Origin of the sequence: Marinomonas spartinae, assembly GCF_900089775.1 — a bacterium.
In the GTDB taxonomy this organism is placed as follows: Bacteria; Pseudomonadota; Gammaproteobacteria; order Pseudomonadales; family Marinomonadaceae; genus Marinomonas; species Marinomonas spartinae.
In genome coordinates this window covers 542077-564408 of sequence record NZ_FLOB01000002.1, presented here as the reverse complement: position 1 = coordinate 564408, position 22332 = coordinate 542077, and the positions used below count along the sequence as shown (strand labels likewise).

Genomic DNA, 22332 nt, shown 5'->3' with positions numbered 1-22332 from the left:
CATCGTCCAATAACAACATAGCAGGGACTCTTCTAAAAGTGAAGGACGGAAGCTAAAGATAGCTTTAGAAGATGGCTGCACGCCAGCTTCATACAAAGAGAGTAGAGGCCGATGAAAAACCAATAGACTTTCATCGGCAGCAAAATTCAAGAGGGTTAGCGGTAATAGTTATTCATGGAAAAATCGTCGTCCTGCTCTTCCATGTACCCAAGATCATCATCCGTATCTGCGAAAAATCCATCCTCATAGTCAGGCATACTATCTTCTTCATACTCATAGTCGAAGTCATCGCCCTCATAATCGTCGCCACCGTACCCATCATCTTCCTCATACTCATCATCCCAGGATGCGTATTTACCATCCCTTTCTTTTAATAAGCAATGACGAATAGCAGCCGCTTCACCATTAAATCGAGTATTTAATACAGTTGTTGAGAGTTCTTTAGGTAAATTCATCAGACAGCCCTCCATGTTAAGGCTTATCAAACAGACAAACTAAGATTAGCAAGGAATATTCCACTCGGTAAAATCAAATAAACCATATTTACATTCCAATAGTTTATAGTGATTATTTATAAAATAGCACATTCAGAAGATTGGTCAAACGCCCGTATAGAAAGGATTGAAGAGCATTTTCACCCGAACAAACCAAGGCACAACCCACTACAGAAGAGGCCTGCTTTATCAGCCATTGAATGCAAAAAAGCACCGCTAAGTGGTGCCCAGGTTCAAGATAAACATCACGGATGAATTCGCCTGAGTATAGAGGGTTGTACATATTCATTAATGGTAATCCTCATAGTTGAGAATGTAAGCATGACCATCAACAAACTCGACAGTAATACGCCAACTCCCGCTCACGGTAATAGACCAACCCCCATCTCAATTGCCTTTTAAAGGGTGCAAGTTAAAACAGGGTAAATTGATATCATCAACCTCATGGGCGGTATCGATCGCAGCAAGCTGCATACGTATTTTGCGCTGATGCTTTGCTTGAATACCGGAAACGCTTCTTGTTTCGAAGTATTTCTTAAGGCCTTTGTGCTTGAATGTTTTGATCATAAAATGAGTGTAACGTGGCACGCATCAACAAAAGCCCACACTACGTAGGGCGTAACTGGGCGATTTGCTGTTGCTTATTTTTCTGAGAAAGTACGGATAGCTTGTACCATGTCGTTTAGGTCGCTGGCAGGGAGGACGACGGGGTTGCTTTCCAGTTTCATGGAGGTAACGATGTTGTTGATGAGTCGCCTTCCTTGGAGGGAATAGCTCTCGGCTTCCTGCGCGGTGGTGTCGGCGGGAAGGTGTTTTTTCTCGTTGAGTTGTTTGGGGTCGATGAAGATGAGTCGATATTTTTCATATTGACCCTAAACTCTCATTTACACTTCAGGGTTTTCTGAAATTGTGTCTAGAATAGATTGATAAAACATCAAGTCGTTACTAATTTCTACGGCCTCATCACTGTCTGGATCAATTGTTTTTAGCTTTTCTAACAAGCCGTCCATACTCGCCTTAACCGACGCCCTAATTATGCGTAACTCCATTATATTAAACATTTTTTTCTCCTACTGTATCTTTGTATTCACTCACATGTATGGCGTACTCATTAGCCCAAGCCAATAGTGTTTTTTTCCAAATATCGACATGGATATCCTCCAAAGATCTTATAGAATAATGGCCTCTAAATTTTCCATTTGTTAAGTCTTTGGTTAAAGTAAATCCTGCTGGAAGTGGCGTATCTTCTGGTAGAACCCACCAGTCAGGACCAAACCTAAGGTTAGGCTCAGTGAACAAGCTTAAGCCACCGGATTTATGATCAATCATCTTCGTTTTAGGATTGATTTTCACATCATACACTTGGGTGTCATCGCGCGGTGGCATCGTTCTGAGGTAATCAAATTTAGGTTTTGTCCGAGCTCCTGCTCGAAATAAAGCAGTTGGAAGTTTTATAAAATACTCAACAGGTGTGTGCATCACTGATCTCCATATCAAATTTATTCAAGCCAAACACTATCTTTTCTTATTCAGATAATCAACCTAAAGCCCACACTTCAACAGGTGTGGGCTTTTTTATGTCCGTCGTTTATACGTCTAAAAAGGTGCGGTTGGCGTATTCTTTGATGCATTCGACGTTTTTATTGACCCAGTCAGGGGTGCTTAGCTGGGCAATTTGCTGTTGCTTATTTTTCTGGGAAAGTACGGATAGCTTGTACCATGTGTTTAGATCGCTGATGGGGAGGACGACGGGGTTGCTGGAGAGTTTCATGGAAGTGACGATGTTATTGATGAGCTACTTTCCTTGGAGGGAATAGCTCTCGGCTTCCAGCGCGGTGGTGTCAGCGGGAAGGTGTTTTTGCTCGTGAGTTGTTTGGGGTCGATGAAAGCTAGGCGCTCTTTTTCATCTGACCCCGAACTCCTTCCGGACGGATCTTGATCTAAGTCCGACAATGACCCTATCGCTTCTCAAAGCAAGGGAGAACATCTTTGGTAAAATACGGTTCTTGATTACTCCAGAACAGATAAGACACCCGCAAGAAACCGTGAGCAAAAGCGTGAAGCACGGGCACGATATTCGGCGCGTTTGTTATTACCTTCGTTGTTCCGGTTTTGCCGATATAGTTACCATCTTGTACAGCAATTCCCAAGGGAACTGAGAAGTGTCCTTCGTGCATCATAGCCAAAGGGTTGTTCAGTTGCCCCCTCCGCTCGACCATGAGATCTGGAGCACCGAGGCCAACGCCGATGCTGTTACCATAGGCATATACGGAACGAAGATATCCTTTGTCGGTCCATGGGAGAAACTCCCCAGGTATAAAGTTGGCGTACTGCATAGTCACCGAATGAGGAAAAGCTCGTTTCAGCGCGAGCATATTTGCCTTGATCCCTTCGACATACCGTTCAGGTGTGAAGGTTGGGTCATCCTTTTTGGAGACGTCGACGGCTGTTTCTTGAAGGTTAATGCCAGCAATCTTCCCGTCGAATTCTCTGCCGAGAGCCGCGATTAGCTGCGCAAACTGATGTCGAACTTTCGGATTCCAGCGTTTTGCAGCCCAACCTTTCAACTTCCCTTGATCAGTTCTTTCTTGGACTGCTCCCCCGTCATATCTGGGGGTTAGCAAGTAGTCTGGGACTGCGATGTTGGTGCCCGAAAATGTCGCATCCTGAAGCTGCACCCAGAGTTGCTTGCCGTGTGCGGCCAGATAAGCGAGATCCTCTCGTATTGCCGAGAAATCGTAGTCGCCTTGAGTCGGCTCCAGTTCTCGCCAAGAATACATGATTTGAGCCCCCTTGAAACGATCAACACGAAGGAAAGGATTTCCGCGTATGGCTGCCCGGTCTCCCGCAAAATACACAAAGTTGTTGATACCGTCATTCTCTATTGGGCACTTGGCGTTACGATATTCCTTGTAAGCGTTCAAATACTTGTCGGCCGGATTCATCCATTGTTTCGCGTAGATGTGATTGGCGCCAGTTAACAAGAATAAAAGCATGATTGTCGCACTTTTCCATGACCTATTACGTGTGCCTTTCATGACCCCTCCCTTATTTTTGCTCGTTGAGCTGTTTCATCTCCAAGCTCTTTATATTTGATGGCTTGTCGATTTCTAGCCACCTCAACTAATATTGACCAAGCTCGGAATGCACGCTCCACTTGATTAATAGTCATTATCTGTACCTCCGTAAAATATAAAGACTATAACTACCCATTTGCCTTTTAAATAGAGAATAGATGATTACAATTGATCTAAACCTATCCCTTTACCCCATGAAAAACAATGACTAAAGCCCACACTCGGTGGGCTTTAGTGCTTGTTATTTGTACTTAGGTATTGGCCAGTCGTCTAGGAAAGTGCGGTTGGCGTATTCCTTGATGCATTCGACGTTTTTATTGACCCAGTCGGGGGGGGGCGTAGTTGGGCGATTTGGGTTTGGTACATGCGGATGGCTTGTACCATGTCGTTTAGGTCGCTGGCGGGGAGGACGACGGGGTTGCTTTCCAGTTTCATGGAGGTAACGATGTTGTTGATCAGTTTGTACTTCTCAGCCTCCAGCGCGGCGGTGTCTTCTGAGGGGGCGGGAAGGTGTTTTTGCTCGTTGAGCTGTTTTTCCATTTGGTTGAAGGCATTGATGTAGGCTTCTTTGAACTGGGCGGCTTTGCTGCCGGTGAAGCCCATGGCCAAGAAGACGAAGCCGTCGCGGGTGATGCGATACATAGGGCGAGTCTTGTCTTGTTCATCTTTATATTCAGCCAGCTCAAAATTGAGCGCGCTAAATTCAGCACTGCATTCAAGGTTTTCTATTTTGCGTAATACGTTTCTATGTTGTTTACCAAAATACTTGGCAAGATCAGTCGAAGTGGTGGTAATTTGATCGTTAGTAATTTCTACAACAGGTGCATTATTACTTGAGAGAATATCCGTAGCCATAGTGGCCTCCTGTGATTGCCTTTAAGTAAGACCACCTCAACGCCAATTAAGGTGGGCAAGCCATACGGGTTGGCGTACCAGTCACAGGGCTGGCGCGTCCGAAGACGCCCCGCACAACTTACCCATAACAGGAAAGCTATACGCCAGACACAAAAAAACCGCAGTAAAGCGGCATCTGTATCCGCTGTGATTTCGGAACGCCAATCCCGAGCACTGGATTTTGCCAGTGCAAGGAGAATGTTAGATCAAGATTCGGGTGGGGTCAATGGAGAAGCATTTCAAACAAATCAAATTTAGTGATAAATGGTCAGATAGATTCCGAGTTTTCATCTGATCTCAAACTATCATTCTATCTTTGATGACTAACGTTTGCTAACAGAGGCGGGGTTAGCCCGTCCCTGTTAGCAAAGTAAACTGGTTGGAATCTTGTTTGCAGTCCATCACCTATTTACAGTGCTTTCGAAAGCTCATCCAAAATAATAGATGAATCCCTCACAATTTGCTCGCTAACAACCGGTTCGGCACCATGAATTATTGAGTTACGAAGAGTTATTAAATCCCTGATTTTCACATATAGCGACTCGCTAATTTTCTCGTTTCGGAAGAGCATTTCAGATAATTTTGCATTGGAAATATGTCGGCGATGTTTACTGGAAGATACAGAGATAGTTGCCATTTGATACTTTGATCCATTAGTGGAAATAATTTCTTCTATTTGGTTGTAGTTTTTCAAGAACTCTTCTAGGCTTCCTCTGTCCGTTTCCTTTCTTGATGGATCTACTTGATTCTGAAGTTTCCTGCTCTCTCTTTCAATTCGCTTAGGTGATATGACCTCAAAAATGAAGTAGGTGACGGCCAGTAATGTGGTTATAAATGCGCATTGTGCTGAATTTATAATTATCGTGCCAAGCAATGTACCTGAACTCTCATATGATATAGCCAAGTTTGAGAGTAGTAATGTAACAACGGAAGATACAGTTACAAACACTAGTAAGGTAAAATACCTGCTTTTAAGGCTCTCCACAGCATCAACTAAAGTTTCATCCTCTATCTCTTCACGACTAAGTTCATTTCGGAAAAATATAAAACCTGTAAGAGTCAATCCGTACACACCTGCTAACACTTGCGCAGAAGTTGAAAAAAGGTAAAGAATTTGGTTCTCATTCAATACCAATACTGGATTCCTTGTACCTAGGTAGCTTGTAGTTACCGCCAAGATACTAAAAGCAATGCAAAAAAAAACGATTATTTTTGATGGTGCCCAGAAAGTTTGCATTTGTCTCCTAACGCCCTAAGTAACTGCAAGCAAAATTGGCGCGCTTTATTGTGTCTAAATTAAATCACTTATTAGAACTTTGAAGCCAGATAAAAACTAATTTTGCATCTGCCCCAAAATTTCAAAGTCTCTAATTATTTCTCTTTTAATATCTTTCTATTTTGATATTTTACTCTATCCAAATTAACATCCATCAAGATACTGACAGTGTGAACCGATAATCCTTGAAGAAGCAGGTCACGGCAAGTCTTAACGCCTCGTTTTGAAAGAGAACCGTTAACTTTATAATTTTCAGTATTTTTAGGATAATCATCATAGTTTTTAAAATCAAAACCAGAAAGCTCTTTATTAACTCTATCAATAAGAGCAGAACGTTCAATATTTAATTTTTTTATCCGTTTTAACAATTTAATATTATCATTTTTGTAAATTTTATCTGCAAATTCAAATTCAAAGTCACGCATACTTAAAACATGAGCACCTTTCCATTGACTTCTTATTTTCTCTTTATATTCAATCAATCGTTTTAATGCAAAATAGTCATATTCTGATTCAAAAGAATTGCATTTTGAATACTCTTTCAGCTCAACATACAAATCTCGAGTAAATATTTGAACTTCATGCGCAATTGTATTTCGTTTTTCGATGATTCTTTTTAAATCCTCCACTTCAAATTCAGAGAGCACTTCATCCTTAATTAATCGTTTAAATACCTGAGGCATAATTTTCATTTTTTCGTCATAATATCTATCGCCAAATAATTCTGAAAATTGCTCTGATGCTTTAAGCGATTCCACTAAATGTTTTTTCAAATCTTCTGTATGAAACACTAATCGCATCATATCATTTGTACGATACCTAAGTATCAACTTCAACAATTTTTTTAACATCACATAATTCACTTTTTTAGGTAGGACTAAAAACCTCGCAGATTGGTCCATTTTTAGAGCAAAACCCACACTACTTTTTTGTTTGTATGTACGTTAACAGAATAACAAAAAACGCAATTATGACAGTATATAAAATTATTGGACCGTAATTACCCTGTTTGGCTTCAGAGGCTAGGTATGCATTAAATTCTTTTTTACTTTGTCGCTTACCATATGCAGAACCTGGGTTGTGCTGCCCCACTGAACTAATACCAGTTTGAACATATTCTTTTGCGGCGGATAGAGTTGTTACTGGGCCGAAGTCATGACCTCCGCCTTCTTTTAGGATGTACCAAGAATTACCATTTTTAACAATCATCCTACCATCTGATACCACGTAATTACCTGCTTCTACCCTTTTTACAGTAACCATAATGCGTAGCTCACTCCCTTAAAATAATGAAGTTATTCTTAATTCATGCCAACCTAAGAGGCGTTGATATTGTTCAGTTTTTTATACCTACCCTTTTAAGTAGTTAATTATTTCATCAGCTTTTTTATCATAGTAAATTTCATTATCATTCGGATCTATAATAACGGTATGTACTATAAAACCTGCATTAGATAGTTTCTCTAATACTTCGCATAAATTTGACGGTTCTTCATTTTTTGGTCGAGCAGCTACGACAAAATAATAGTACTTTCCGTATTTTTTAATAACTTCATCAACACTACGATCGGCCTCTTCAAAACTCTGGGAAAGAATAAATCCATCTTTCTCGTTAAGAGTAAAAACATGAGCCTTTTGAGTTAATCCTAATTTGGGTTTTAGATAAACATTTATAGTTTTACTTTTCCCAACAAAATGACTACCTATAACTACAACAGCACTTTTCATAAATACTCCAAAAAATAAAAACTTTATAATGCGCATGTACTTTTACATATTTATCAAAAGCCCTTATTTCGATATCATGAACTCTTATTGATTGATCCTACTAATCTTTTTCTTTATACACCAGAAAAACCTTACTAACCACTGACAAATCTCATCTCTATGAGCTTCATTTATACGTCAAACTCCCATCCCCCTTGTGACCACGCCCATGTTCCGCATCATGCCCTGTGCCTACGATTTCAAGGGGGGAACGATTCGTTCCTCCTCGATGCTTTAAAGGCATTTATAGGGGTCGGCATTTCACCGACCCCCTTTAACCGCGACACAATAGACTTAGGGGGCCCTGTTTTAGGGCTCCCTTCCACTAAGAAAGAGCGGACCTGACCTACCAAAATAGTAGTTCAGCTTAAACACTAGCTCGTTCGCTTATCCGTCAAGCTCCCATCGGCTCTTGTGGCGACGTCCATATTGCCCATCATGCCTTGGGCAAATTCGGCTTTGAGTCTTTCTATCACTTGGTCGCTTATTTGTTGGTCGTAACTTGGGTTGCCTGTTGGTGTTAGGTGGATGGTTGGCGCGAAGGTGATGCTTTTGTTGTGGTTTTGTAGCTGTTGGCTTTGCTTTGCGATGGCTTCGGGTGCGGGTTGGTCGGTTTTGTCGTCTGCAAACCAGCCGCCTATTTTGCTGCCGATCCATTCCCCTAATGAGCCGCCGCCCATGCCGCCTGCGATGGAGCCAACAATGCCCCCAATGGCAGTGCCGATCACGGGGACGACGGAGCCAATGGCCGCGCCAGCTAAGCCACCTGCGGCGGCGCCTCCCAAGCCCCCTGCCATGTCGCCAGCGGTGGCACCGATTTGGGTGCTGTTGCCTTGGGAGATGGCGGAGGCAAGGCCAGCGCCTTGGAGGGCAATGTCGAGCGGCCTGAACAGTTTGCCCGCGCCTTTTAGTACGCCGCCTGCGATGCCCCCCATGGGAATGAGTGAACTGATTCCCCCTGCTGCGCCCGCTAGGTCTGCCCCAGTCATGGCTAGGTCGGCGACGTTAGATAGGCCACTGGCATTGGCGGAGCCTGAGAACATGCCCAAGGCTGCGCCACTGCTGAGTAGGCCTGCGAGCCGTCCGTATTTGCCAAAGCGAAAGCGTCCGCTGAGGCGGGATGGTCTGGCTCGTCTTGAGGTGGCTTTTCTGCCACTGGATCGACCTTGTAGGTAGTCTCTTTTGCGTCGTTTGCGTTCCTCTTTGCTAAGGCGTTCGCCCCCGTAGGCGGTGGGGCTTTGTCGTGCGCCTGCGCCTAGGCTGTTGAGTTTGCGGTTTAAGCGGTCGAGGGAGCGTGAGGCTCGGTTGGCGCTTTGGGTAGTTTGGTCGGTTGAATTGGTAAGTTTCGTTTTGCCAAGGTTGAAGCGATCGCGCCCGTTGCCAAGGGTGAGTTTGGCGAGTTTAAAGGCGATGGCTCCGGCTTTGACGGCGGCAATGGCAGCGGCCACGCCCATTAGACCTGTGGCCAGTTGTGGGTTGGCTTCGGCAAAGTCGGCCACGCTGTCCACCACGGACATGAGCGGCGGTAAGACGGCATCGAGCACGGGCAAGAGTCGATCCCCAAGAATGATGGTCATGCGGTCGAATTTGGCCCCGAGCATGTCGAGGCTGTGACCTCGTGTGGCGGCGCGGTTGGCGTATTCGCTGTTGACGACTTTGCCAAAGACGGCGGCGAGGCCGTTTTGGTCGTCGTTGCTTAGGTAATTGGTGGCATCATCAAGGTCTACACATCGACTCAGAGCATCAGACAATGGGCTTTTCGGAATATCGATAGATTGGCTTTCTTTTGCAAGACGCTCAAGTCGTCACCTCACGCTTAAAAATTGAAGCCACGCTCTATATTCGCCGGTGCAATATCTGGTGCAGATTTGGTGCAAAACTTTGGAAAACATAGCATATAAGCAGAAAAGTTTACAATTTGAAGGAGTGTTTAGAAAACGATGAAAGCCAGAAACGGCGGGGGGTTTGAAGGGGATAAGAAAATTTAAAGCAAAAAAAAGCACCACTAAGTGGTGCCCGGGACCGGAATCGAACCGGTACGATATTTCTATCGCAAGATTTTAAGTCTTGTGCGTCTACCAATTTCGCCACCCGGGCATTGTCTGATATGGAGGCCGGAGTCGGAATCGAACCGGCGTTCACGGAGTTGCAGTCCGCTGCATGACCACTCTGCCATCCGGCCTTTATCAGATCACTTTTAAGATGGAGCGGGAAACGAGGCTCGAACTCGCGACCCCAACCTTGGCAAGGTTGTGCTCTACCACTGAGCTATTCCCGCGTCTCAAAAGACGGTGCCTATTCTATGTATTTGAGCTTTCACGTCAAGGAAAAATTCTAAATAAATAGCCTACTTAGGCACTTTTTTTCATTTTGATTACTTTTTATCCCAATGTTTCGGCATAAGGTCTGGCCAAGCCGCTTTGAGATAAATATACATAGACCAAAGTGTGAGCAAAGCGGCAATCAACAATACCGATTGACCCATAACAGCGTACTCTGTGCCAGGCTGCGTTCCCAGCAAGATAAAAATCGCCAACATTTGCATCGTTGTTTTTAACTTACCAATGTAAGAAACGGCCACACTGGCACGTTTACCCATCTCGGCCATCCATTCGCGCAATGCAGAGATCACAATCTCACGACCAACAATCACCGCACTGGCGAGTGTCATCAGAGGATCAGAATAATTCGCAACAAGCATCACCAACGCTACAGAAACCATTACCTTGTCCGCTACGGGATCAAAGAAGGCTCCAAAAGGGGTGGTTTGATTCAAGCGTCTTGCCAAGAAACCATCTAACCAGTCAGTAAAAGCCGCAACAGCAAAAACAATTGCACATGCATAATAGCGCCCTTCCCATGGCAAATAGTAAATGCCGACCAAAATAGGGATCATGAAGATCCTTACAGAGGTTAATATATTTGGTATGTTCATTTGCTTCCTATTTTAAACACAAGATGTACAACACAAAATCTGGCTAGTTTTTATGGAGGTACAGGTAGATTTCTTCGGCTTTTTTGGCACCTATTCCCTTCACTTTTGAAATATCTTCTTGACTCGCAGCCAGTAACCCCTGATATCCACCAAAGGCAGAAAGCAACTCCTTACGACGATTTGGACCAATCCCAGGAATGTCCTCCAACACAGAATGTCGGCGCTTTTTGTCTCGACGGCGACGATGGCTTTTCACAGCAAAGCGATGCGCCTCATCCCGAATATGCTGAATCAAGTGCAAAGCAGCGGAATCGGGCGGCAATACCACCTCGTCTTCTTTAGAGCCTATGTACAAGGTTTCCAAGCCTGGCTTACGTGTGTCCCCTTTCGCTACGCCCAATAGAAAGACATCCACCAGACCAAGCTCTTTGAGCACATTTTCCGCCTGTGTCAATTGACCTTTACCGCCATCAATGAGAACCACATCTGGCTTTTCCAACTCACCACTTTTAACACGTTTGTAACGGCGTGTTAATGCCTGTTTCATCGCACCGTAATCGTCACCGCCTTCAATGCCTTCAATATTAAAGGATCGATAACGTTTTTTATCCGGTCCGTCAGGCCCAAACACAACACAAGAAGCCACTGTCGCCTCACCGCTAGAATGGCTAATATCGAAGCATTCCATGTGCGCTGGCGGCTCTTTAAAACCCAATATTTTTTGCAATGCGGTGACACGACTAAAGTGATTACGCTTGTCTGACAGACGAGCCTGCAAGCCCTGCTCAGCATTGAGCTTAGCCAGATCCATCCAGCGAGCACGCTGACCACGAACATTGAACAACAACTCGATACGCTTTTGTGTGGTGGCAAAGATTCCGTCTACCAACACTTGCGCATCATCCAGTTCATGGCTGGTAATCAGCACTTTCGGCAATTCTTGCACACCACTGAGGTAAAATTGCGCAATAAAAGACGAAAGTAATTCGCTCTCAGTAATTTCTATCGGCATTTTTGGGTAATAACTCTTACTTCCTACCACTTTACCGTGACGAACCATCATCACATGCACACACAAACCACCTGGTTGAATTAATGCGGCGATCACATCCGCATCCCCTGTTTGTCCGTACACATGCTGCTGTTCTTGAATATGCTTCAGCTGGATCATCTGGTCACGCAGCTCAGCTGCGCGCTCAAACTCCATATCCATGGCAGCCGCTTTCATCTTATCAGAAAGCTCATTGGTCAGTTCTTGGTTCTTTCCTTGCAAAAACATTCTTGCATGACGAACATCTTCAGCATATTGCTCATCATCAATCAATCCAACACATGGACCAGAACAGCGCTTAATCTGATATTGCAGACAAGGCCTTGATCGATTGGCATAGGTTCCATCCTCACACTGACGAACCTTAAATACCTTTTGCATGGTACTCAAGCTTTCTCGAACAGCTGTTCCGTTAGGAAAAGGGCCATACAGCTTCCCTTTTTCGGATTTATTACCGCGCCGAAACAACAGCGCAGGATGAGGATGATCAGACAGGAGAATGTATGGGTAAGATTTATCATCCCTAAGCAGGATATTATAAGGAGGTCGATGCTGCTTTATGAGCGTTTGCTCTAGCAGTAACGCTTCGGTTTCACTTTGAGTGACAGCAATTTCAATGGCGTCAATGCGACTCACTAGCGCCATAGTCTTAGTGGTTAGACCCGTGGCACGAAAGTAACTCGACACACGGCTTTTAAGATTTTTCGCTTTACCGACATATAACAACTCCCCTTTACCGTACATACGGTAAACACCTGGACGAGTCGTTAGATTGCTAACAAAATGCTTTGGATCAAACGCTATATGGCTCAAACAAACCTCGTTGACTACCCCATGCCTAGCACGTTGTAGCGTACAGCCAAGTGAATCAATTCTACATCGCTTTCGATATTCAGCTTCGAAAAAATACGTGTACGATAAGTGCTCACTGTTTTCGGACTAACATTTAGGTGATCAGCAATCTCAGTAGACTTTTTACAATCTACTATCATTTGCGCCACTTGCAGTTCACGATCAGATAAGGCTTCTAAGGGAGAACCTTTACTATCAATGGAAAATTTTGACAGTGCCATTTTCTGAGCGATGCTTTTCGAAATATAGTGACCGCCTTTTTGCACTGTTTCCAATGCTTCCAGCAGCTCATCGGTATTTGTTCCCTTTGTCAAATAGCCAGATGCTCCCGCCTCCAACAACTTCGTTGGATACAAGCTGTCATCTAAAGCAGACAATGCAATCACTTTGATTTTCGGCAGGATGCGCTTAATTTCCTTGGTAGCACCGAGGCCACCAATGCCGGGCATATGAACATCCATCAATACGATGTCTGGCAATAGTTTTCTCGAGTGAGAAATCGCGTCTTCACCGCTGCGAACGATGCCAACTACATCAACACCTTTGATGTCTTGTAATACACGACTAATACCCAAGCCAACCATATCATGATCATCAACAATCAGCACTTTTAACAAGAAATCACCTCACCACTCTCTTTACATTACCGCGAAGCATGGATGCCATCAAAGAGCCCGACCCAATACTATGTGTAAATCCATTATCGCGTCCAAGCTCCTTCAAAACAAGCATTTAACACCCATTATCATTCCGGTAATGCACCAGTGTACCCCAAGACTTTAAGCTTTTCCTTGCTTATCTTGCGATATTGTTTACGGATACCTGACCCTGGCGTCTTGTGAATATAGTAAAACATCGGAGCAATTTCTTCCTCTGCTAATGAAAGCGCTTTCGAAATGGAGCGAATCAATTCGTCGATGTCTAACGTCTGTTTATCTTCAATCATAAACACTTTAGGGATGCTTAAACGCTCCCCTGAGATAACACGGTCTACAATTTTAAGATAATTCGCTTCAAAAAGCGGCCAAGAAATCCGCTCTTCCTCTGTCTTTAATTTATACCAGCCTGTTTGTGCGCCTGCAAAGTAAACTGCAGGATGAGTCCATTTATATTGTAATGGGTCGCTTCGACATTGACACGCCTCATAATAGGCAGTGCGAGGATCCAACAAGCCATATGCCTTATAGGCAGTATGAATCAGTTTTAAAAACTCAGAAATAGTCGGTGGCCAAGCGTAAACTTCTTTCGTTCGTTCTACAGCATACGCCAACAGCGGCTCTTGAAAACCTTTTAACGCAACCGCCCACTCGCGTTTTGCCAACTTGACTTCGTCTGGCGTACTGTAAGCCGACGCAAATTTATGAGTATAAATCGCTTTAAACCGAGCAAACAGCATATTTACCAAGACTCGTGTTTGTTGCTGTGCCTCATCTTGCTGCTGAGATTGATAAGACGCTTGCTCACCAGTCTGTGTCGTGGATGTTGCTGAGGGCGTCGCTAACTTGTTCGCGAGAGGTTTTACTAAATTTTGAACTGCTTGAGGTTCCTTCATATGAAGACCGATCCGATTGTTTATATTGCCACTGACGTTTTACGTATTTAAAAAATTCACTGTTCCACGTTCTTACATTTTTCCGCTGTTCTTTGATTCTCAACAAAAATTCGGCCTGTAAAGATAAAGCAAACTCACGCGAGATGCCTGATTGGGCAATCTGTTCGAGAGTCGCCTCCTCAGGTTGCCATTGATCTGGCTGCCGAGCACGCTCTTTTTGCTCTAGATACAAATCAAAATCGGTTACACCGCGACGATCATTTACTACAGGTGGTTGTGATCGAGCGTTAGGATCTCGTGATGCACTCCTAGCCGGATAAGACGTCGTCTGCTGTTTAGGCGTAAAATGCGATCTGGGAGAATGCCCGCCAGACGGATTCATTGAGGCTCCAGTGGAATAGTCAGAAGTAACTTTTTCACGAGATGCCTGATGTAGACGGTTCATTTTTTCCATCAACCTGTCATCTGACTGAACACCAGAAGCAGACCCGTTTTTGACCGAGTCAGATGTCGCCGTACCACTAGAGTCCATAGTTGATGAAATCGCTGCACTTTTAGCGGTCAGCTGAATTTCTAAAATTTGCTCTTGCTGCTTAAAATGCAACAACTGACTCATTTGTAAGTTGTTCAATAAGCGCATCAGAATGGGTACTGTCCAGAATGGAAGTTGCCTATTAAGATGGCTAATCTCCATTCGTAATGCAGGCGCATTGAACATATAGGCTTGCTGCCTTAAAAAAGTCAATAACACCGTTTCTTCCAGACCGATCTGGGCAGCCAAAGAAAATGAAATCGGCAATGAATAATCGTTATTTAACATAATTCTCGCTTCATACGTTTAGCATGACAGTCTAGCAAAAGCTGATTATATAAGCACGATAACCTGCACATAAGACAGACTGCAATCAATAGATCTTTCTTTCACTCATAAAGTGATGACGAGAGTATGACCGTTAGATTAAATCCCATTGACAGCTTCTTCACCCACTTCTATGCTGAAAACGTGAAGAGAAAATATCTTCACCCTAAAGCCAACTTTACTGAGGAGAAAAGTTGTATGCATACGATAAACATTACTGGGCACCACATTGATGTCACCCCTGCAATCAAAGATCACATCACTGAGAAATTTAACAAAGTCTCCAAGCTGACAGACCAAATTACTACGGTGAATGTCACGCTACAAAAAGACAATAAAAAGCAAAAAGCTGAAGCAACTCTTCATCTTCCAGGCAAAGAAATATTCGCTGCCGCCTCCTCTGAAGATAGGCTCTTTCATGCGATAGACGCCATGATAGACAAGCTAAGCAAGCAAGTTGATAAACACAAAACCAAACAAAGCGCAGCCACCCACAAAGTGGCCGTTGTATCTTAGTCTGCCATTCCCATCCATTACTGATTAAGAGTGAGACATCCCAAAACACCGAGATATTTCTCGGTGTTTTTGCGTGTTAACGTATACGCTACAAAACCTAACTTGAAATTTGGAACTAACAGCCTCATATTAGGTCATAAGGTATATTAACTTTGAAGGAGTACCACTCATGCGTTACACAGATGCCCTTTCGACACACTCGTCAAAATCGGCCAATAAGACGCTCCGCAACACTTATGGCTTGCTATCGTTAACCTTACTGTTCAGCGCCTTTACTGCGGGAATGAGCTTGGCTTTTAACCTTCCGCATCCTGGCATTATTATCACATTAGTAGGCTTCTACGGCTTGCTTTTCCTAACCTATAAATTTAAGAACAGCTCGGCTGGTCTTTTGTGTGTATTCGCCCTAACAGGCTTTATGGGCCTCACTCTTGGCCCCATTCTGAATGCTTATTTAAGTATGGCAAATGGCGCAAGCTTGATCATGAGCGCCCTAGGTATTACTGGCCTGTCTTTTCTAGGCCTGTCTGGCTACGCCATCGTATCGAAAAAAGACTTTAGCTTCCTCGGTGGCTTCCTGACCGTTGGCTTCTTCGTCTTATTGTTCGCTATGATCGCTGGTTTTTTCATTCATATGCCAGCATTGCAAATCTTTATTTCAGCAGGTTTTGCCCTGTTCTCGGCGGCTGTGATCTTGTTACAGACAAGTCAAATCATTCGTGGTGGTGAAACAAACTACATCATTGCAACAGTCAACCTTTATGTTTCTTTGTATAACATGTTCTTGAGTGTTCTATCATTACTTGGCATGGCAAATGACGACTAATTAATTTGCCAGTCAAACACTTTAGAAAAGGCCGCTGCATGCGGCCTTTTTTATTGTTAAACTTGCCTACGACGAAATTCCAGTAAATTTATCCAAGGTCGCAACCATGCATTATGCTCTCCTCATTACTGGCTCGCCCTATCAAAGCAAGGCTTGCCACAGCGCATTACGGTTTTTAAAAGCCGCACTGAGTAACCCAAACTACTCTCTAGAAGGTGTTTTCTTCTATCAAGATGCCGTGCTTATTGGCAACAAAATGGCACAACCTCCCCGAGATGAGCTCGATTTAACAGCGGCGTGGCAAAGTCTTGCAAAAGAACATCAACTACCACTTTACCTTTGTATAGCCGCCTCTGTGCGTCGCGGTATTATTGATGACAAAGAAAGCCAGCGTTATGAGCTGACTGAAAGCTCTTTAGCGGATGGCTTTCAGTTAGAAGGCCTTGGTACGCTTGTTGAACTCATCAATACTACCCACAAAGTGATTCAGTTTCGGTAATCCAATGAAAAAAACACTTATTCACCTAACCACCTCACCTTATACAGGACTTGCCTGCAAAGAAGGGTTAGATCTTGCTCTTGTTCTAGGCACCTTTGAGCAACAGGTCGATATTTGCCTTTCCGATGCCGCCATAGCCCTATTGTTTGTCAATCAGGATCCAAGTAGCGAGCATGGTAAACAGCTCCATAAGCTACTTGATGGCCTAGAATTCTACGATATCAACAATGTATTCATTGAAAATAACAAACTCACCAACAAAACTGAGATTTGGCCAAACACTCACGCACTCAGCAAAGAAGAATGGCACTCGTTATTTTCCAAATATGAACATGTATTCAGGTTTTAATCATGCAACTGCATCAGCTTAACCAGCACACTTACTCTGAAACCATCGAAGAGACTTGGCGACATAGTTTGCAAAAAGGCGACGCCTTGGTACTCATCGAAGAGGCTATCTTGCGAACCATCCACCAGAAAAAAATGCTAAAGTCACTAATAGAAAAGCAAGGCATCTCGCTTTATTATCTGCAAGCAGATGCTCAGGCTTATGGCCTCACGCCCGATATTGGCTGTGCTCTGGACGACACTCAATGGGTGGGCATAACACTGCGCGCTGATTCAAACATTAGCTGGTAAAAGACATGACATATCACTCAGATCAACTTGCCTTAGATGAAGAAGGCTATTTACTTAATTTAGACGACTGGACTCCCGAACTGGCCGAAGCACTCGCCGCCAAAGAAGACCTAACACTTTCCTCGGAGCATTGGGAGATCATCCATTTATTACGACACTTTTATCAACAATTTGAAGTCTCTCCTGCCATGCGTCCCTTAGTGAAAGCCGTAACAAAAGAGCTTGGCCCAGAAAAAGGCAAGAGCATTTATCTGATGAAGCTATTTCCTGGCAGCCCACCCAAGCTAGCCGCTAAAATTGCAGGTTTACCCAAACCAGCAAACTGCCTATAAGACAATAAAGCAATAAGAAAAAAGCGCCATTTTCGCCTTTTTCTTATTTGTTAAACGGCTTTTTAGGATGCCTGCTTAATTAATACTTACCATGCCATTCAAGCTTGCTTTGCAATGTCACCACCTCACCAATAATCAGTAAGGCAGGCGATTTTACATCATTATCAGTCACCACTTGATGGATATTGCGAATGGTCGAGGTAAACACCCGTTGCTCTGACGTAGTACCTTTTTCAACAACCGCAACAGGCATAGAAGGCTTCATTCCAAATCGAATTAACGATTGGCTAATTTCTTCAAGCCCAGTTAGCCCCATGTAAATGACTAAGGTTTGCGCTGGATGAACCAATTCATCCCAAGGCAGCTCCGTTGTACCGTCTTTTAAATGACCCGTTAAAAAACGCACAGATTGTGCGTAGTCTCGGTGGGTAAGCGGAATCCCCGAGTACGCCGCACAACCCGCCGCAGCCGTCACTCCAGGCACTACCTCAAACGGTACCCCCTCTTCCACAAGCTCTTCTAGCTCTTCACCACCGCGCCCAAAAATAAAAGGATCGCCCCCCTTAAGACGAACTACCACCTTCCCCTCTTTAGCTTTTTTCGCCAACAAGCTATTGATCTCTTCTTGAGGGAGGCTATGTAAGGATTTCGCCTTACCCACATACATTTTTTCAGCACTGTTTGGGATCAACGCAACAATCTCTGCTCCCACTAAACGGTCGTAGAGCACCACTTCTGCAGTAGTAATCAGACGATGCGCTTTAATGGTTAATAAATCGGGATCACCAGGACCTGCACCGACTAAATAGACTTTACCAGCCATGTTTCTTCTCTTGCTATCGTTTACAAAAAAGCCTCCTTAGAAAGAGGCTTTTTGCATTATCAATTCTATGTCACTCAATACATGATCACTGAGCACAATATCGGCAAATCAAACCTAAGCTTTACCAATGACCGTTTTACCACCCATATAAGGCACGAGTACATCAGGAACACGCACAGAACCATCTTCATTTTGGTAATTTTCAAGAACCGCTACCAAAGTACGGCCCACGGCCAAAGCCGATCCGTTTAAGGTATGAACCAATTCGGGACGACCTGTTTCAGGGTTACGCCAGCGAGCCTGCATACGACGCGCTTGGAAGTCCCACATATTTGAACAAGAAGAAATCTCACGGTACTTATCTTGACCTGGTAACCATACTTCTATGTCATAGGTTTTATGAGCAGAGAAACCTAAATCGCCACCACATAAAATGACGGTACGATAAGGAAGTTCTAGCTTTTGCAAAATCACTTCTGCATGACCAACCAGCTCTTCAAGGGCCGCTTCGGAACGGTCAGGGCGGCAGATGTGCACCAATTCGACTTTTTCAAATTGGTGTTGGCGAATCATACCACGTGTATCGCGGCCATAACTGCCCGCTTCACTACGGAAGCACGGCGTATGAGCAACAAACTTTTTATGCAAATCCACATCATTGAGAATCTCATCACGCACTAGGTTAGTGACTGGCACTTCGGCAGTTGGTATCAAGTATAAATCATTGTTTCCACTGTCTTTATCCACAGGCACTTTAAACAAATCTTCTTCAAACTTAGGTAGCTGCCCCGTTCCCTTTAAAGAGTGAGCATTGACCAAGTAAGGCACATATACTTCTGAATAGCCGTGAAGATCCGCATGAGTATTAATCATAAACTGCGTTAAGGCTCGATGAAGACGCGCTAGTTCACGATATAGGACCACAAAACGGGAACCCGTTATTTTAACAGCGGTTTCAAGATCTAATTGCTCTAAAGCAGCACCTAGATCCACATGATCTTTAGGCTGAAAGTCGAATGTTTTTGGCTCTCCCCAACGACGAATCTCAACGTTATCGTCTTCAGAGGTGCCTTCAGGAACCGACTCATGGGGAATATTTGGAATTCCCTCTAACAGACTCTCCAGTTCTTCCTGAATTTGATTTAACTGTGCCTTAGCACGCTCAAGATCATCACCTAAACTGGCTGTCTGTGCTTTTAACTCTGCGGCTTTGTCTTTATCGCCCGCTTTCATCGCTTGGCCGATTTCTTTAGATACGGAGTTACGGGACTGTTGCAGCTGCTCTGTTTCAACCTGAATCGATTTACGGCGCTCTTCTAAAGAAGAAAAATGAGCGACATCTAGCTCATAACCTTTTTTCTTAAGCTGTGCCGCAATGGCTTCTGGATCAGCGCGAAGCGCTTTAATATCTAACATCGGTGCAACTACGTCCTCTAACAAAAATGATCAACAATAACGATCGAAAATCTGATTGAAACCCAATCAGCGAAATAACGGGATCAATCTCAACCCGCTTAAAAACGTTCTATTTAAATTAAACACTCTCTATTTAAAAGTAACGCGCTAAAAAGATTCCCCCAGCAACGGCGGCAATCCCTAATAGGCAGCTCAATAATAAATAGCTTACGGCACTAAGCCAAGCCTCCATATTGATCAAGGCGATAATTTCTAAAGAAAAGGTAGAAAAAGTGGTAAATGCGCCCAAAAAACCCACCATAACAAGTGGTCGATAAGGTTCAAGGGATTGCATTTTCTCCCCTATAATCACAAAAGCCACTCCCATCAAGAAGCAACCTAAGATATTAATCAGCATGGTGGCAAACGGAAAGTGATGATGCCAATACGTATTAATCCATCGCGTCATACCATAACGACTCAACGCTCCCAAAGCCCCACCCATAGCAATCATTATATAAAACATGTTAATCCTCTTCTCTTTATTATTACTTACCTGAGTCACTACCTTAATGATCTTCTGGGTAACGTTTTATTAAACTGCTCGCATCCAAATCCGACAGCCATTCTAATTTATCAGCAATTTTCTTCTCAAGGCCACGTTCTGACGGGTGATAATACCGAACCTGAGACACCTCCTCTGGAAGATAGTTTTCACCTGCCGCGTAAGCATGCTCTTCATTATGAGCATAACGATAGGTCTCTCCATGCCCCATATTCTTAGCAAGTGCAGTGGGAGCATTACGCAGGTGAACAGGCACTTCATAACTTGGTTGTGATGAAACATCCGACATGGCTTGGTTAAACGCTTTATACACAGCATTACTTTTAGGCGCACACGCCATATATACGGCAGCTTGAGCAATCGCCCGATTACCTTCTCCTGGGCCAACACGCTCAAAGATATCCCAAGCATTCAAGCCAATTTGCAAGGCCCTAGGATCAGCATTACCAATATCTTCAGAGGCAATAGCCAGCAGACGACGCGCAATATACAAGGGATCACAGCCACCATCCAACATTCGCGCCATCCAATATAATGCACCATCTGGTGATGAACCACGAACGGACTTGTGAAACGCCGATATTTGATCATAAAAGGCATCGCCACCACGATCAAAGCGGCGCACACTGCCTCCTAACACATCCTCTAGATGTTCATGGGTGACTGGCACACCAGGCTCGACAAAATCCGACAATATTTCCAAAAAATTTAACCCACGACGAATATCACCATCCGCCGCTTGCGCCAGAATCGACAAGTCATTATCACTCAATTGCAAACCGGCTTGCGCGATGCCTCTTTCTGAGTCTGCTAAGGCTCGCTGCAAAACCACTTTAATGTCATCAACAGAGGGCGTTTTCAACCGATACACACGGGCACGAGACAAAAGCGCTGAGTTTAGTTCAAATGCAGGGTTTTCCGTTGTGGCACCAATAAACAAGAAAGTCCCATCTTCAATGTATGGCAAAAAAGCATCTTGCTGGGACTTATTAAAGCGATGCACTTCGTCAACAAACAACACCGTTTGCACATCTCGCATCATACGCATCTGCTTCGCTTGATCAACAGCAGCCCGAATATCTTTCACACCGGACATGACAGCTGACAGCTCAATAAACTGAGCATCTAGCGCATGAGACAATAACTGAGCAAAGGTAGTTTTACCAACGCCTGGTGGTCCCCATAAAATAAAAGAATGGCAATGACCAGTTTCCACCATGCGCCGCAACGGACGGCCGTCACCAACGAGATGAGATTGACCAATATAGTCGCTCAATTGTCTGGGACGCATTCGAGCGGCTAAAGGCTGATAAGACCCTGCTTGTTGCTCAGCAAAAAGATCCTCCATTACTGCCCTTCTTGAATCACGTCCACGTCATCAGGAACGGCTAGGGAAAATGTTTTCGCAGGCTCACCGGTATGAAATTCAACATCTTTAAAGTGAATAATGGTCGTCTGCCCCAAGCCATCCAAAATACTCATATCAGAAATTTTACCGTCTTTAAACGACAATGTGAGCTGTTTAAACATGTTGTCATCTTGGTTTTTTGGCTCTAAGCGAAAACGGTTAGTATCGAGTTTCGTCACCTTGTAATTTGGCAAAATTTTTGCTGCTGGCATTCCCAATAACGCAGCAGGAGAACGACCCACCTCACCTGATAATGGTTTTTTGGTAGCTTGTTGCAAATCCACATCCCAAATCATCACGGTCTTACCGTTGGAAATAATGCGCTGAGGATAAGGCGCAATACTGTTCCAAAGAAAGCGGTTAGGCTTGGCAAGAATAAACACACCATCACTTTCCTGGACTTGTTTGCCAGAGCCATCATAGGTTTCTTGATGAAATGCACCCTTTAAATTACGGTTATGCTCCAAAAGCTGGCTCAATTGCGTTGCGGCACTGTTATTACTGGCTGCGAAAGTAAGGTTACTGAACCCTGTTAGCACCACCGCTAGTATTAGCATCATTCTATAAATCAA

Annotated in this window: 30 protein-coding genes and 3 tRNA genes; 6 read left to right on the top strand and 27 right to left on the bottom strand. The window is 44.0% G+C overall.

All coding sequences use genetic code 11. The annotated features are described in order from the left end of the window. Positions 1–155: 155 nt before the first annotated feature. From MSP8886_RS06705 to MSP8886_RS06610, 22 genes are all read right to left on the bottom strand, one after another. Positions 156–455 carry a hypothetical protein gene (locus MSP8886_RS06705; protein ID WP_067013980.1) on the bottom strand — a complete coding sequence of 100 codons (300 nt, stop codon included), beginning with the start codon at positions 453–455 and terminating at the stop codon, positions 156–158. A gap of 112 nt (positions 456–567) precedes the next feature. Further along, complete coding sequence (locus tag MSP8886_RS06700; RefSeq protein WP_067013978.1) at positions 568–783, bottom strand: hypothetical protein; 216 nt, start codon at positions 781–783, stop codon at positions 568–570. 98 nt (positions 784–881) lie between these two features. Then, positions 882–1061: a type II toxin-antitoxin system RelE/ParE family toxin gene (locus tag MSP8886_RS22530; RefSeq protein WP_245659050.1), complete on the bottom strand. Its 180-nt coding sequence runs from the start codon at positions 1059–1061 to the stop codon at positions 882–884. Between the two features lie 317 nt (positions 1062–1378). After that, positions 1379–1555 carry a hypothetical protein gene (locus MSP8886_RS22280; RefSeq protein WP_175365272.1) on the bottom strand — a complete coding sequence of 59 codons (177 nt, stop codon included), beginning with the start codon at positions 1553–1555 and terminating at the stop codon, positions 1379–1381. Further along, complete coding sequence (locus tag MSP8886_RS06690) at positions 1548–1973, bottom strand: Tse2 family ADP-ribosyltransferase toxin (protein WP_067013976.1); 426 nt, start codon at positions 1971–1973, stop codon at positions 1548–1550. Before MSP8886_RS06690 ends, MSP8886_RS22280 begins: the two co-directional genes overlap by 8 nt. 109 nt (positions 1974–2082) lie before the next feature. Continuing rightward, on the bottom strand, positions 2083–2265 hold the full coding sequence (locus MSP8886_RS06685) for a hypothetical protein (RefSeq protein WP_067013974.1): 183 nt from the start codon (positions 2263–2265) through the stop codon (positions 2083–2085). Positions 2266–2452: 187 nt separating this feature from the next. Beyond that, positions 2453–3532, bottom strand: a complete 1080-nt coding sequence (locus MSP8886_RS06680; RefSeq protein WP_067013972.1) for a hypothetical protein — start codon at positions 3530–3532, stop codon at positions 2453–2455. Beyond that, positions 3529–3666, bottom strand: coding sequence for a hypothetical protein (locus MSP8886_RS22275; protein WP_175365271.1), 138 nt, complete (start codon positions 3664–3666; stop codon positions 3529–3531). The genes MSP8886_RS06680 and MSP8886_RS22275 overlap by 4 nt, the downstream gene beginning before the upstream one ends. 175 nt (positions 3667–3841) lie before the next feature. Then, complete coding sequence (locus MSP8886_RS06675) at positions 3842–4426, bottom strand: Rha family transcriptional regulator (RefSeq protein WP_067013970.1); 585 nt, start codon at positions 4424–4426, stop codon at positions 3842–3844. Between the two features lie 448 nt (positions 4427–4874). After that, a complete protein-coding gene (locus tag MSP8886_RS06670) occupies positions 4875–5702 on the bottom strand; it encodes a hypothetical protein (RefSeq protein ID WP_067013968.1) in 828 nt (275 codons plus the stop codon). Between the two features lie 134 nt (positions 5703–5836). Continuing rightward, positions 5837–6595 carry a hypothetical protein gene (locus MSP8886_RS06665; protein ID WP_139063098.1) on the bottom strand — a complete coding sequence of 253 codons (759 nt, stop codon included), beginning with the start codon at positions 6593–6595 and terminating at the stop codon, positions 5837–5839. 67 nt (positions 6596–6662) lie between these two features. Then, positions 6663–7004 carry a hypothetical protein gene (locus MSP8886_RS06660; protein ID WP_067013964.1) on the bottom strand — a complete coding sequence of 114 codons (342 nt, stop codon included), beginning with the start codon at positions 7002–7004 and terminating at the stop codon, positions 6663–6665. 87 nt (positions 7005–7091) lie between these two features. Further along, positions 7092–7469, bottom strand: a complete 378-nt coding sequence (locus MSP8886_RS06655; RefSeq protein ID WP_067013962.1) for a hypothetical protein — start codon at positions 7467–7469, stop codon at positions 7092–7094. A gap of 413 nt (positions 7470–7882) precedes the next feature. Next, entirely contained in the window at positions 7883–9259 is a 1377-nt protein-coding gene (locus MSP8886_RS06650; protein ID WP_067013960.1) for a phage tail tape measure protein, read from the bottom strand. Positions 9260–9518: 259 nt separating this feature from the next. Next, positions 9519–9605, bottom strand: a tRNA-Leu gene (locus MSP8886_RS06645). 11 nt (positions 9606–9616) lie between these two features. Then, positions 9617–9690 (bottom strand) — tRNA-Cys (locus MSP8886_RS06640). A gap of 21 nt (positions 9691–9711) precedes the next feature. Continuing rightward, positions 9712–9786, bottom strand: a tRNA-Gly gene (locus tag MSP8886_RS06635). A gap of 96 nt (positions 9787–9882) precedes the next feature. Further along, positions 9883–10443, bottom strand: coding sequence for a CDP-diacylglycerol--glycerol-3-phosphate 3-phosphatidyltransferase (pgsA, locus tag MSP8886_RS06630; protein WP_067013958.1), 561 nt, complete (start codon positions 10441–10443; stop codon positions 9883–9885). Between the two features lie 43 nt (positions 10444–10486). Next, entirely contained in the window at positions 10487–12307 is a 1821-nt protein-coding gene (gene uvrC / locus MSP8886_RS06625; protein WP_067013956.1) for an excinuclease ABC subunit UvrC, read from the bottom strand. A 14-nt stretch (positions 12308–12321) separates the two neighbouring features. Next, on the bottom strand, positions 12322–12963 hold the full coding sequence (locus tag MSP8886_RS06620) for a response regulator (protein WP_067013954.1): 642 nt from the start codon (positions 12961–12963) through the stop codon (positions 12322–12324). 128 nt (positions 12964–13091) lie between these two features. Beyond that, the gene (locus tag MSP8886_RS06615) at positions 13092–13898 is read right to left on the bottom strand and encodes a replication protein P (RefSeq protein ID WP_245659049.1); all 807 of its coding nucleotides are present in this window, start codon (positions 13896–13898) and stop codon (positions 13092–13094) included. Further along, positions 13807–14718: a DnaT-like ssDNA-binding domain-containing protein gene (locus MSP8886_RS06610; RefSeq protein WP_067013950.1), complete on the bottom strand. Its 912-nt coding sequence runs from the start codon at positions 14716–14718 to the stop codon at positions 13807–13809. The genes MSP8886_RS06615 and MSP8886_RS06610 overlap by 92 nt, the downstream gene beginning before the upstream one ends. A 237-nt stretch (positions 14719–14955) precedes the next feature. Between MSP8886_RS06610 and hpf the strand changes: the two genes are divergently transcribed. From hpf to MSP8886_RS06580, 6 genes are all read left to right on the top strand, one after another. Then, positions 14956–15273, top strand: a complete 318-nt coding sequence (gene hpf / locus MSP8886_RS06605; protein ID WP_067013948.1) for a ribosome hibernation-promoting factor, HPF/YfiA family — start codon at positions 14956–14958, stop codon at positions 15271–15273. 169 nt (positions 15274–15442) lie between these two features. After that, positions 15443–16099: a Bax inhibitor-1/YccA family protein gene (locus MSP8886_RS06600; protein ID WP_067013946.1), complete on the top strand. Its 657-nt coding sequence runs from the start codon at positions 15443–15445 to the stop codon at positions 16097–16099. 106 nt (positions 16100–16205) lie between these two features. Beyond that, positions 16206–16598, top strand: a complete 393-nt coding sequence (gene tusD / locus MSP8886_RS06595) for a sulfurtransferase complex subunit TusD (RefSeq protein WP_067013944.1) — start codon at positions 16206–16208, stop codon at positions 16596–16598. A 4-nt stretch (positions 16599–16602) separates the two neighbouring features. Continuing rightward, on the top strand, positions 16603–16947 hold the full coding sequence (locus MSP8886_RS06590; RefSeq protein ID WP_067013942.1) for a DsrE family protein: 345 nt from the start codon (positions 16603–16605) through the stop codon (positions 16945–16947). A 2-nt stretch (positions 16948–16949) separates the two neighbouring features. Continuing rightward, a complete protein-coding gene (locus tag MSP8886_RS06585) occupies positions 16950–17237 on the top strand; it encodes a DsrH/TusB family sulfur metabolism protein (protein ID WP_067013940.1) in 288 nt (95 codons plus the stop codon). A gap of 5 nt (positions 17238–17242) precedes the next feature. Next, positions 17243–17569, top strand: a complete 327-nt coding sequence (locus MSP8886_RS06580; RefSeq protein ID WP_067013938.1) for a TusE/DsrC/DsvC family sulfur relay protein — start codon at positions 17243–17245, stop codon at positions 17567–17569. A gap of 79 nt (positions 17570–17648) precedes the next feature. On the opposite strand, the gene cobA is transcribed toward MSP8886_RS06580, so the two are convergent. The 5 genes from cobA to lolA form a co-directional block, all read right to left on the bottom strand. Continuing rightward, positions 17649–18392: a uroporphyrinogen-III C-methyltransferase gene (gene cobA, locus MSP8886_RS06575; protein ID WP_067013936.1), complete on the bottom strand. Its 744-nt coding sequence runs from the start codon at positions 18390–18392 to the stop codon at positions 17649–17651. A gap of 114 nt (positions 18393–18506) precedes the next feature. Next, positions 18507–19808, bottom strand: a complete 1302-nt coding sequence (serS, locus tag MSP8886_RS06570) for a serine--tRNA ligase (protein ID WP_067013934.1) — start codon at positions 19806–19808, stop codon at positions 18507–18509. Between the two features lie 133 nt (positions 19809–19941). After that, positions 19942–20313: a fluoride efflux transporter CrcB gene (gene crcB, locus MSP8886_RS06565; RefSeq protein WP_067013932.1), complete on the bottom strand. Its 372-nt coding sequence runs from the start codon at positions 20311–20313 to the stop codon at positions 19942–19944. Between the two features lie 43 nt (positions 20314–20356). Further along, positions 20357–21700: a replication-associated recombination protein A gene (locus MSP8886_RS06560; protein WP_067013930.1), complete on the bottom strand. Its 1344-nt coding sequence runs from the start codon at positions 21698–21700 to the stop codon at positions 20357–20359. Then, on the bottom strand, positions 21700–22332 hold the full coding sequence (lolA, locus tag MSP8886_RS06555; RefSeq protein WP_245659048.1) for an outer membrane lipoprotein periplasmic chaperone LolA: 633 nt from the start codon (positions 22330–22332) through the stop codon (positions 21700–21702). Before lolA ends, MSP8886_RS06560 begins: the two co-directional genes overlap by 1 nt.

What these genes read in the sequence shown, in the direction of transcription:
- MSP8886_RS06705 (WP_067013980.1), bottom strand. Translation starts at nt 455, where the DNA reads ATGAATTTACCTAAAGAACTCTCAACAACTGTATTAAATACTCGATTT.
- MSP8886_RS06700 (WP_067013978.1), bottom strand. Translation starts at nt 783, where the DNA reads ATGAATATGTACAACCCTCTATACTCAGGCGAATTCATCCGTGATGTT.
- MSP8886_RS22530 (WP_245659050.1), bottom strand. Translation starts at nt 1,061, where the DNA reads ATGATCAAAACATTCAAGCACAAAGGCCTTAAGAAATACTTCGAAACA.
- MSP8886_RS22280 (WP_175365272.1), bottom strand. Translation starts at nt 1,555, where the DNA reads ATGTTTAATATAATGGAGTTACGCATAATTAGGGCGTCGGTTAAGGCG.
- MSP8886_RS06690 (WP_067013976.1), bottom strand. Translation starts at nt 1,973, where the DNA reads ATGCACACACCTGTTGAGTATTTTATAAAACTTCCAACTGCTTTATTT.
- MSP8886_RS06685 (WP_067013974.1), bottom strand. Translation starts at nt 2,265, where the DNA reads ATGAAACTCTCCAGCAACCCCGTCGTCCTCCCCATCAGCGATCTAAAC.
- MSP8886_RS06680 (WP_067013972.1), bottom strand. Translation starts at nt 3,532, where the DNA reads ATGAAAGGCACACGTAATAGGTCATGGAAAAGTGCGACAATCATGCTT.
- MSP8886_RS22275 (WP_175365271.1), bottom strand. Translation starts at nt 3,666, where the DNA reads ATGACTATTAATCAAGTGGAGCGTGCATTCCGAGCTTGGTCAATATTA.
- MSP8886_RS06675 (WP_067013970.1), bottom strand. Translation starts at nt 4,426, where the DNA reads ATGGCTACGGATATTCTCTCAAGTAATAATGCACCTGTTGTAGAAATT.
- MSP8886_RS06670 (WP_067013968.1), bottom strand. Translation starts at nt 5,702, where the DNA reads ATGCAAACTTTCTGGGCACCATCAAAAATAATCGTTTTTTTTTGCATT.
- MSP8886_RS06660 (WP_067013964.1), bottom strand. Translation starts at nt 7,004, where the DNA reads ATGGTTACTGTAAAAAGGGTAGAAGCAGGTAATTACGTGGTATCAGAT.
- MSP8886_RS06655 (WP_067013962.1), bottom strand. Translation starts at nt 7,469, where the DNA reads ATGAAAAGTGCTGTTGTAGTTATAGGTAGTCATTTTGTTGGGAAAAGT.
- pgsA (WP_067013958.1), bottom strand. Translation starts at nt 10,443, where the DNA reads ATGAACATACCAAATATATTAACCTCTGTAAGGATCTTCATGATCCCT.
- MSP8886_RS06615 (WP_245659049.1), bottom strand. Translation starts at nt 13,898, where the DNA reads ATGAAGGAACCTCAAGCAGTTCAAAATTTAGTAAAACCTCTCGCGAAC.
- MSP8886_RS06610 (WP_067013950.1), bottom strand. Translation starts at nt 14,718, where the DNA reads ATGTTAAATAACGATTATTCATTGCCGATTTCATTTTCTTTGGCTGCC.
- hpf (WP_067013948.1), top strand. Translation starts at nt 14,956, where the DNA reads ATGCATACGATAAACATTACTGGGCACCACATTGATGTCACCCCTGCA.
- MSP8886_RS06600 (WP_067013946.1), top strand. Translation starts at nt 15,443, where the DNA reads ATGCGTTACACAGATGCCCTTTCGACACACTCGTCAAAATCGGCCAAT.
- tusD (WP_067013944.1), top strand. Translation starts at nt 16,206, where the DNA reads ATGCATTATGCTCTCCTCATTACTGGCTCGCCCTATCAAAGCAAGGCT.
- MSP8886_RS06590 (WP_067013942.1), top strand. Translation starts at nt 16,603, where the DNA reads ATGAAAAAAACACTTATTCACCTAACCACCTCACCTTATACAGGACTT.
- MSP8886_RS06585 (WP_067013940.1), top strand. Translation starts at nt 16,950, where the DNA reads ATGCAACTGCATCAGCTTAACCAGCACACTTACTCTGAAACCATCGAA.
- MSP8886_RS06580 (WP_067013938.1), top strand. Translation starts at nt 17,243, where the DNA reads ATGACATATCACTCAGATCAACTTGCCTTAGATGAAGAAGGCTATTTA.
- cobA (WP_067013936.1), bottom strand. Translation starts at nt 18,392, where the DNA reads ATGGCTGGTAAAGTCTATTTAGTCGGTGCAGGTCCTGGTGATCCCGAT.
- serS (WP_067013934.1), bottom strand. Translation starts at nt 19,808, where the DNA reads ATGTTAGATATTAAAGCGCTTCGCGCTGATCCAGAAGCCATTGCGGCA.
- crcB (WP_067013932.1), bottom strand. Translation starts at nt 20,313, where the DNA reads ATGTTTTATATAATGATTGCTATGGGTGGGGCTTTGGGAGCGTTGAGT.
- MSP8886_RS06560 (WP_067013930.1), bottom strand. Translation starts at nt 21,700, where the DNA reads ATGGAGGATCTTTTTGCTGAGCAACAAGCAGGGTCTTATCAGCCTTTA.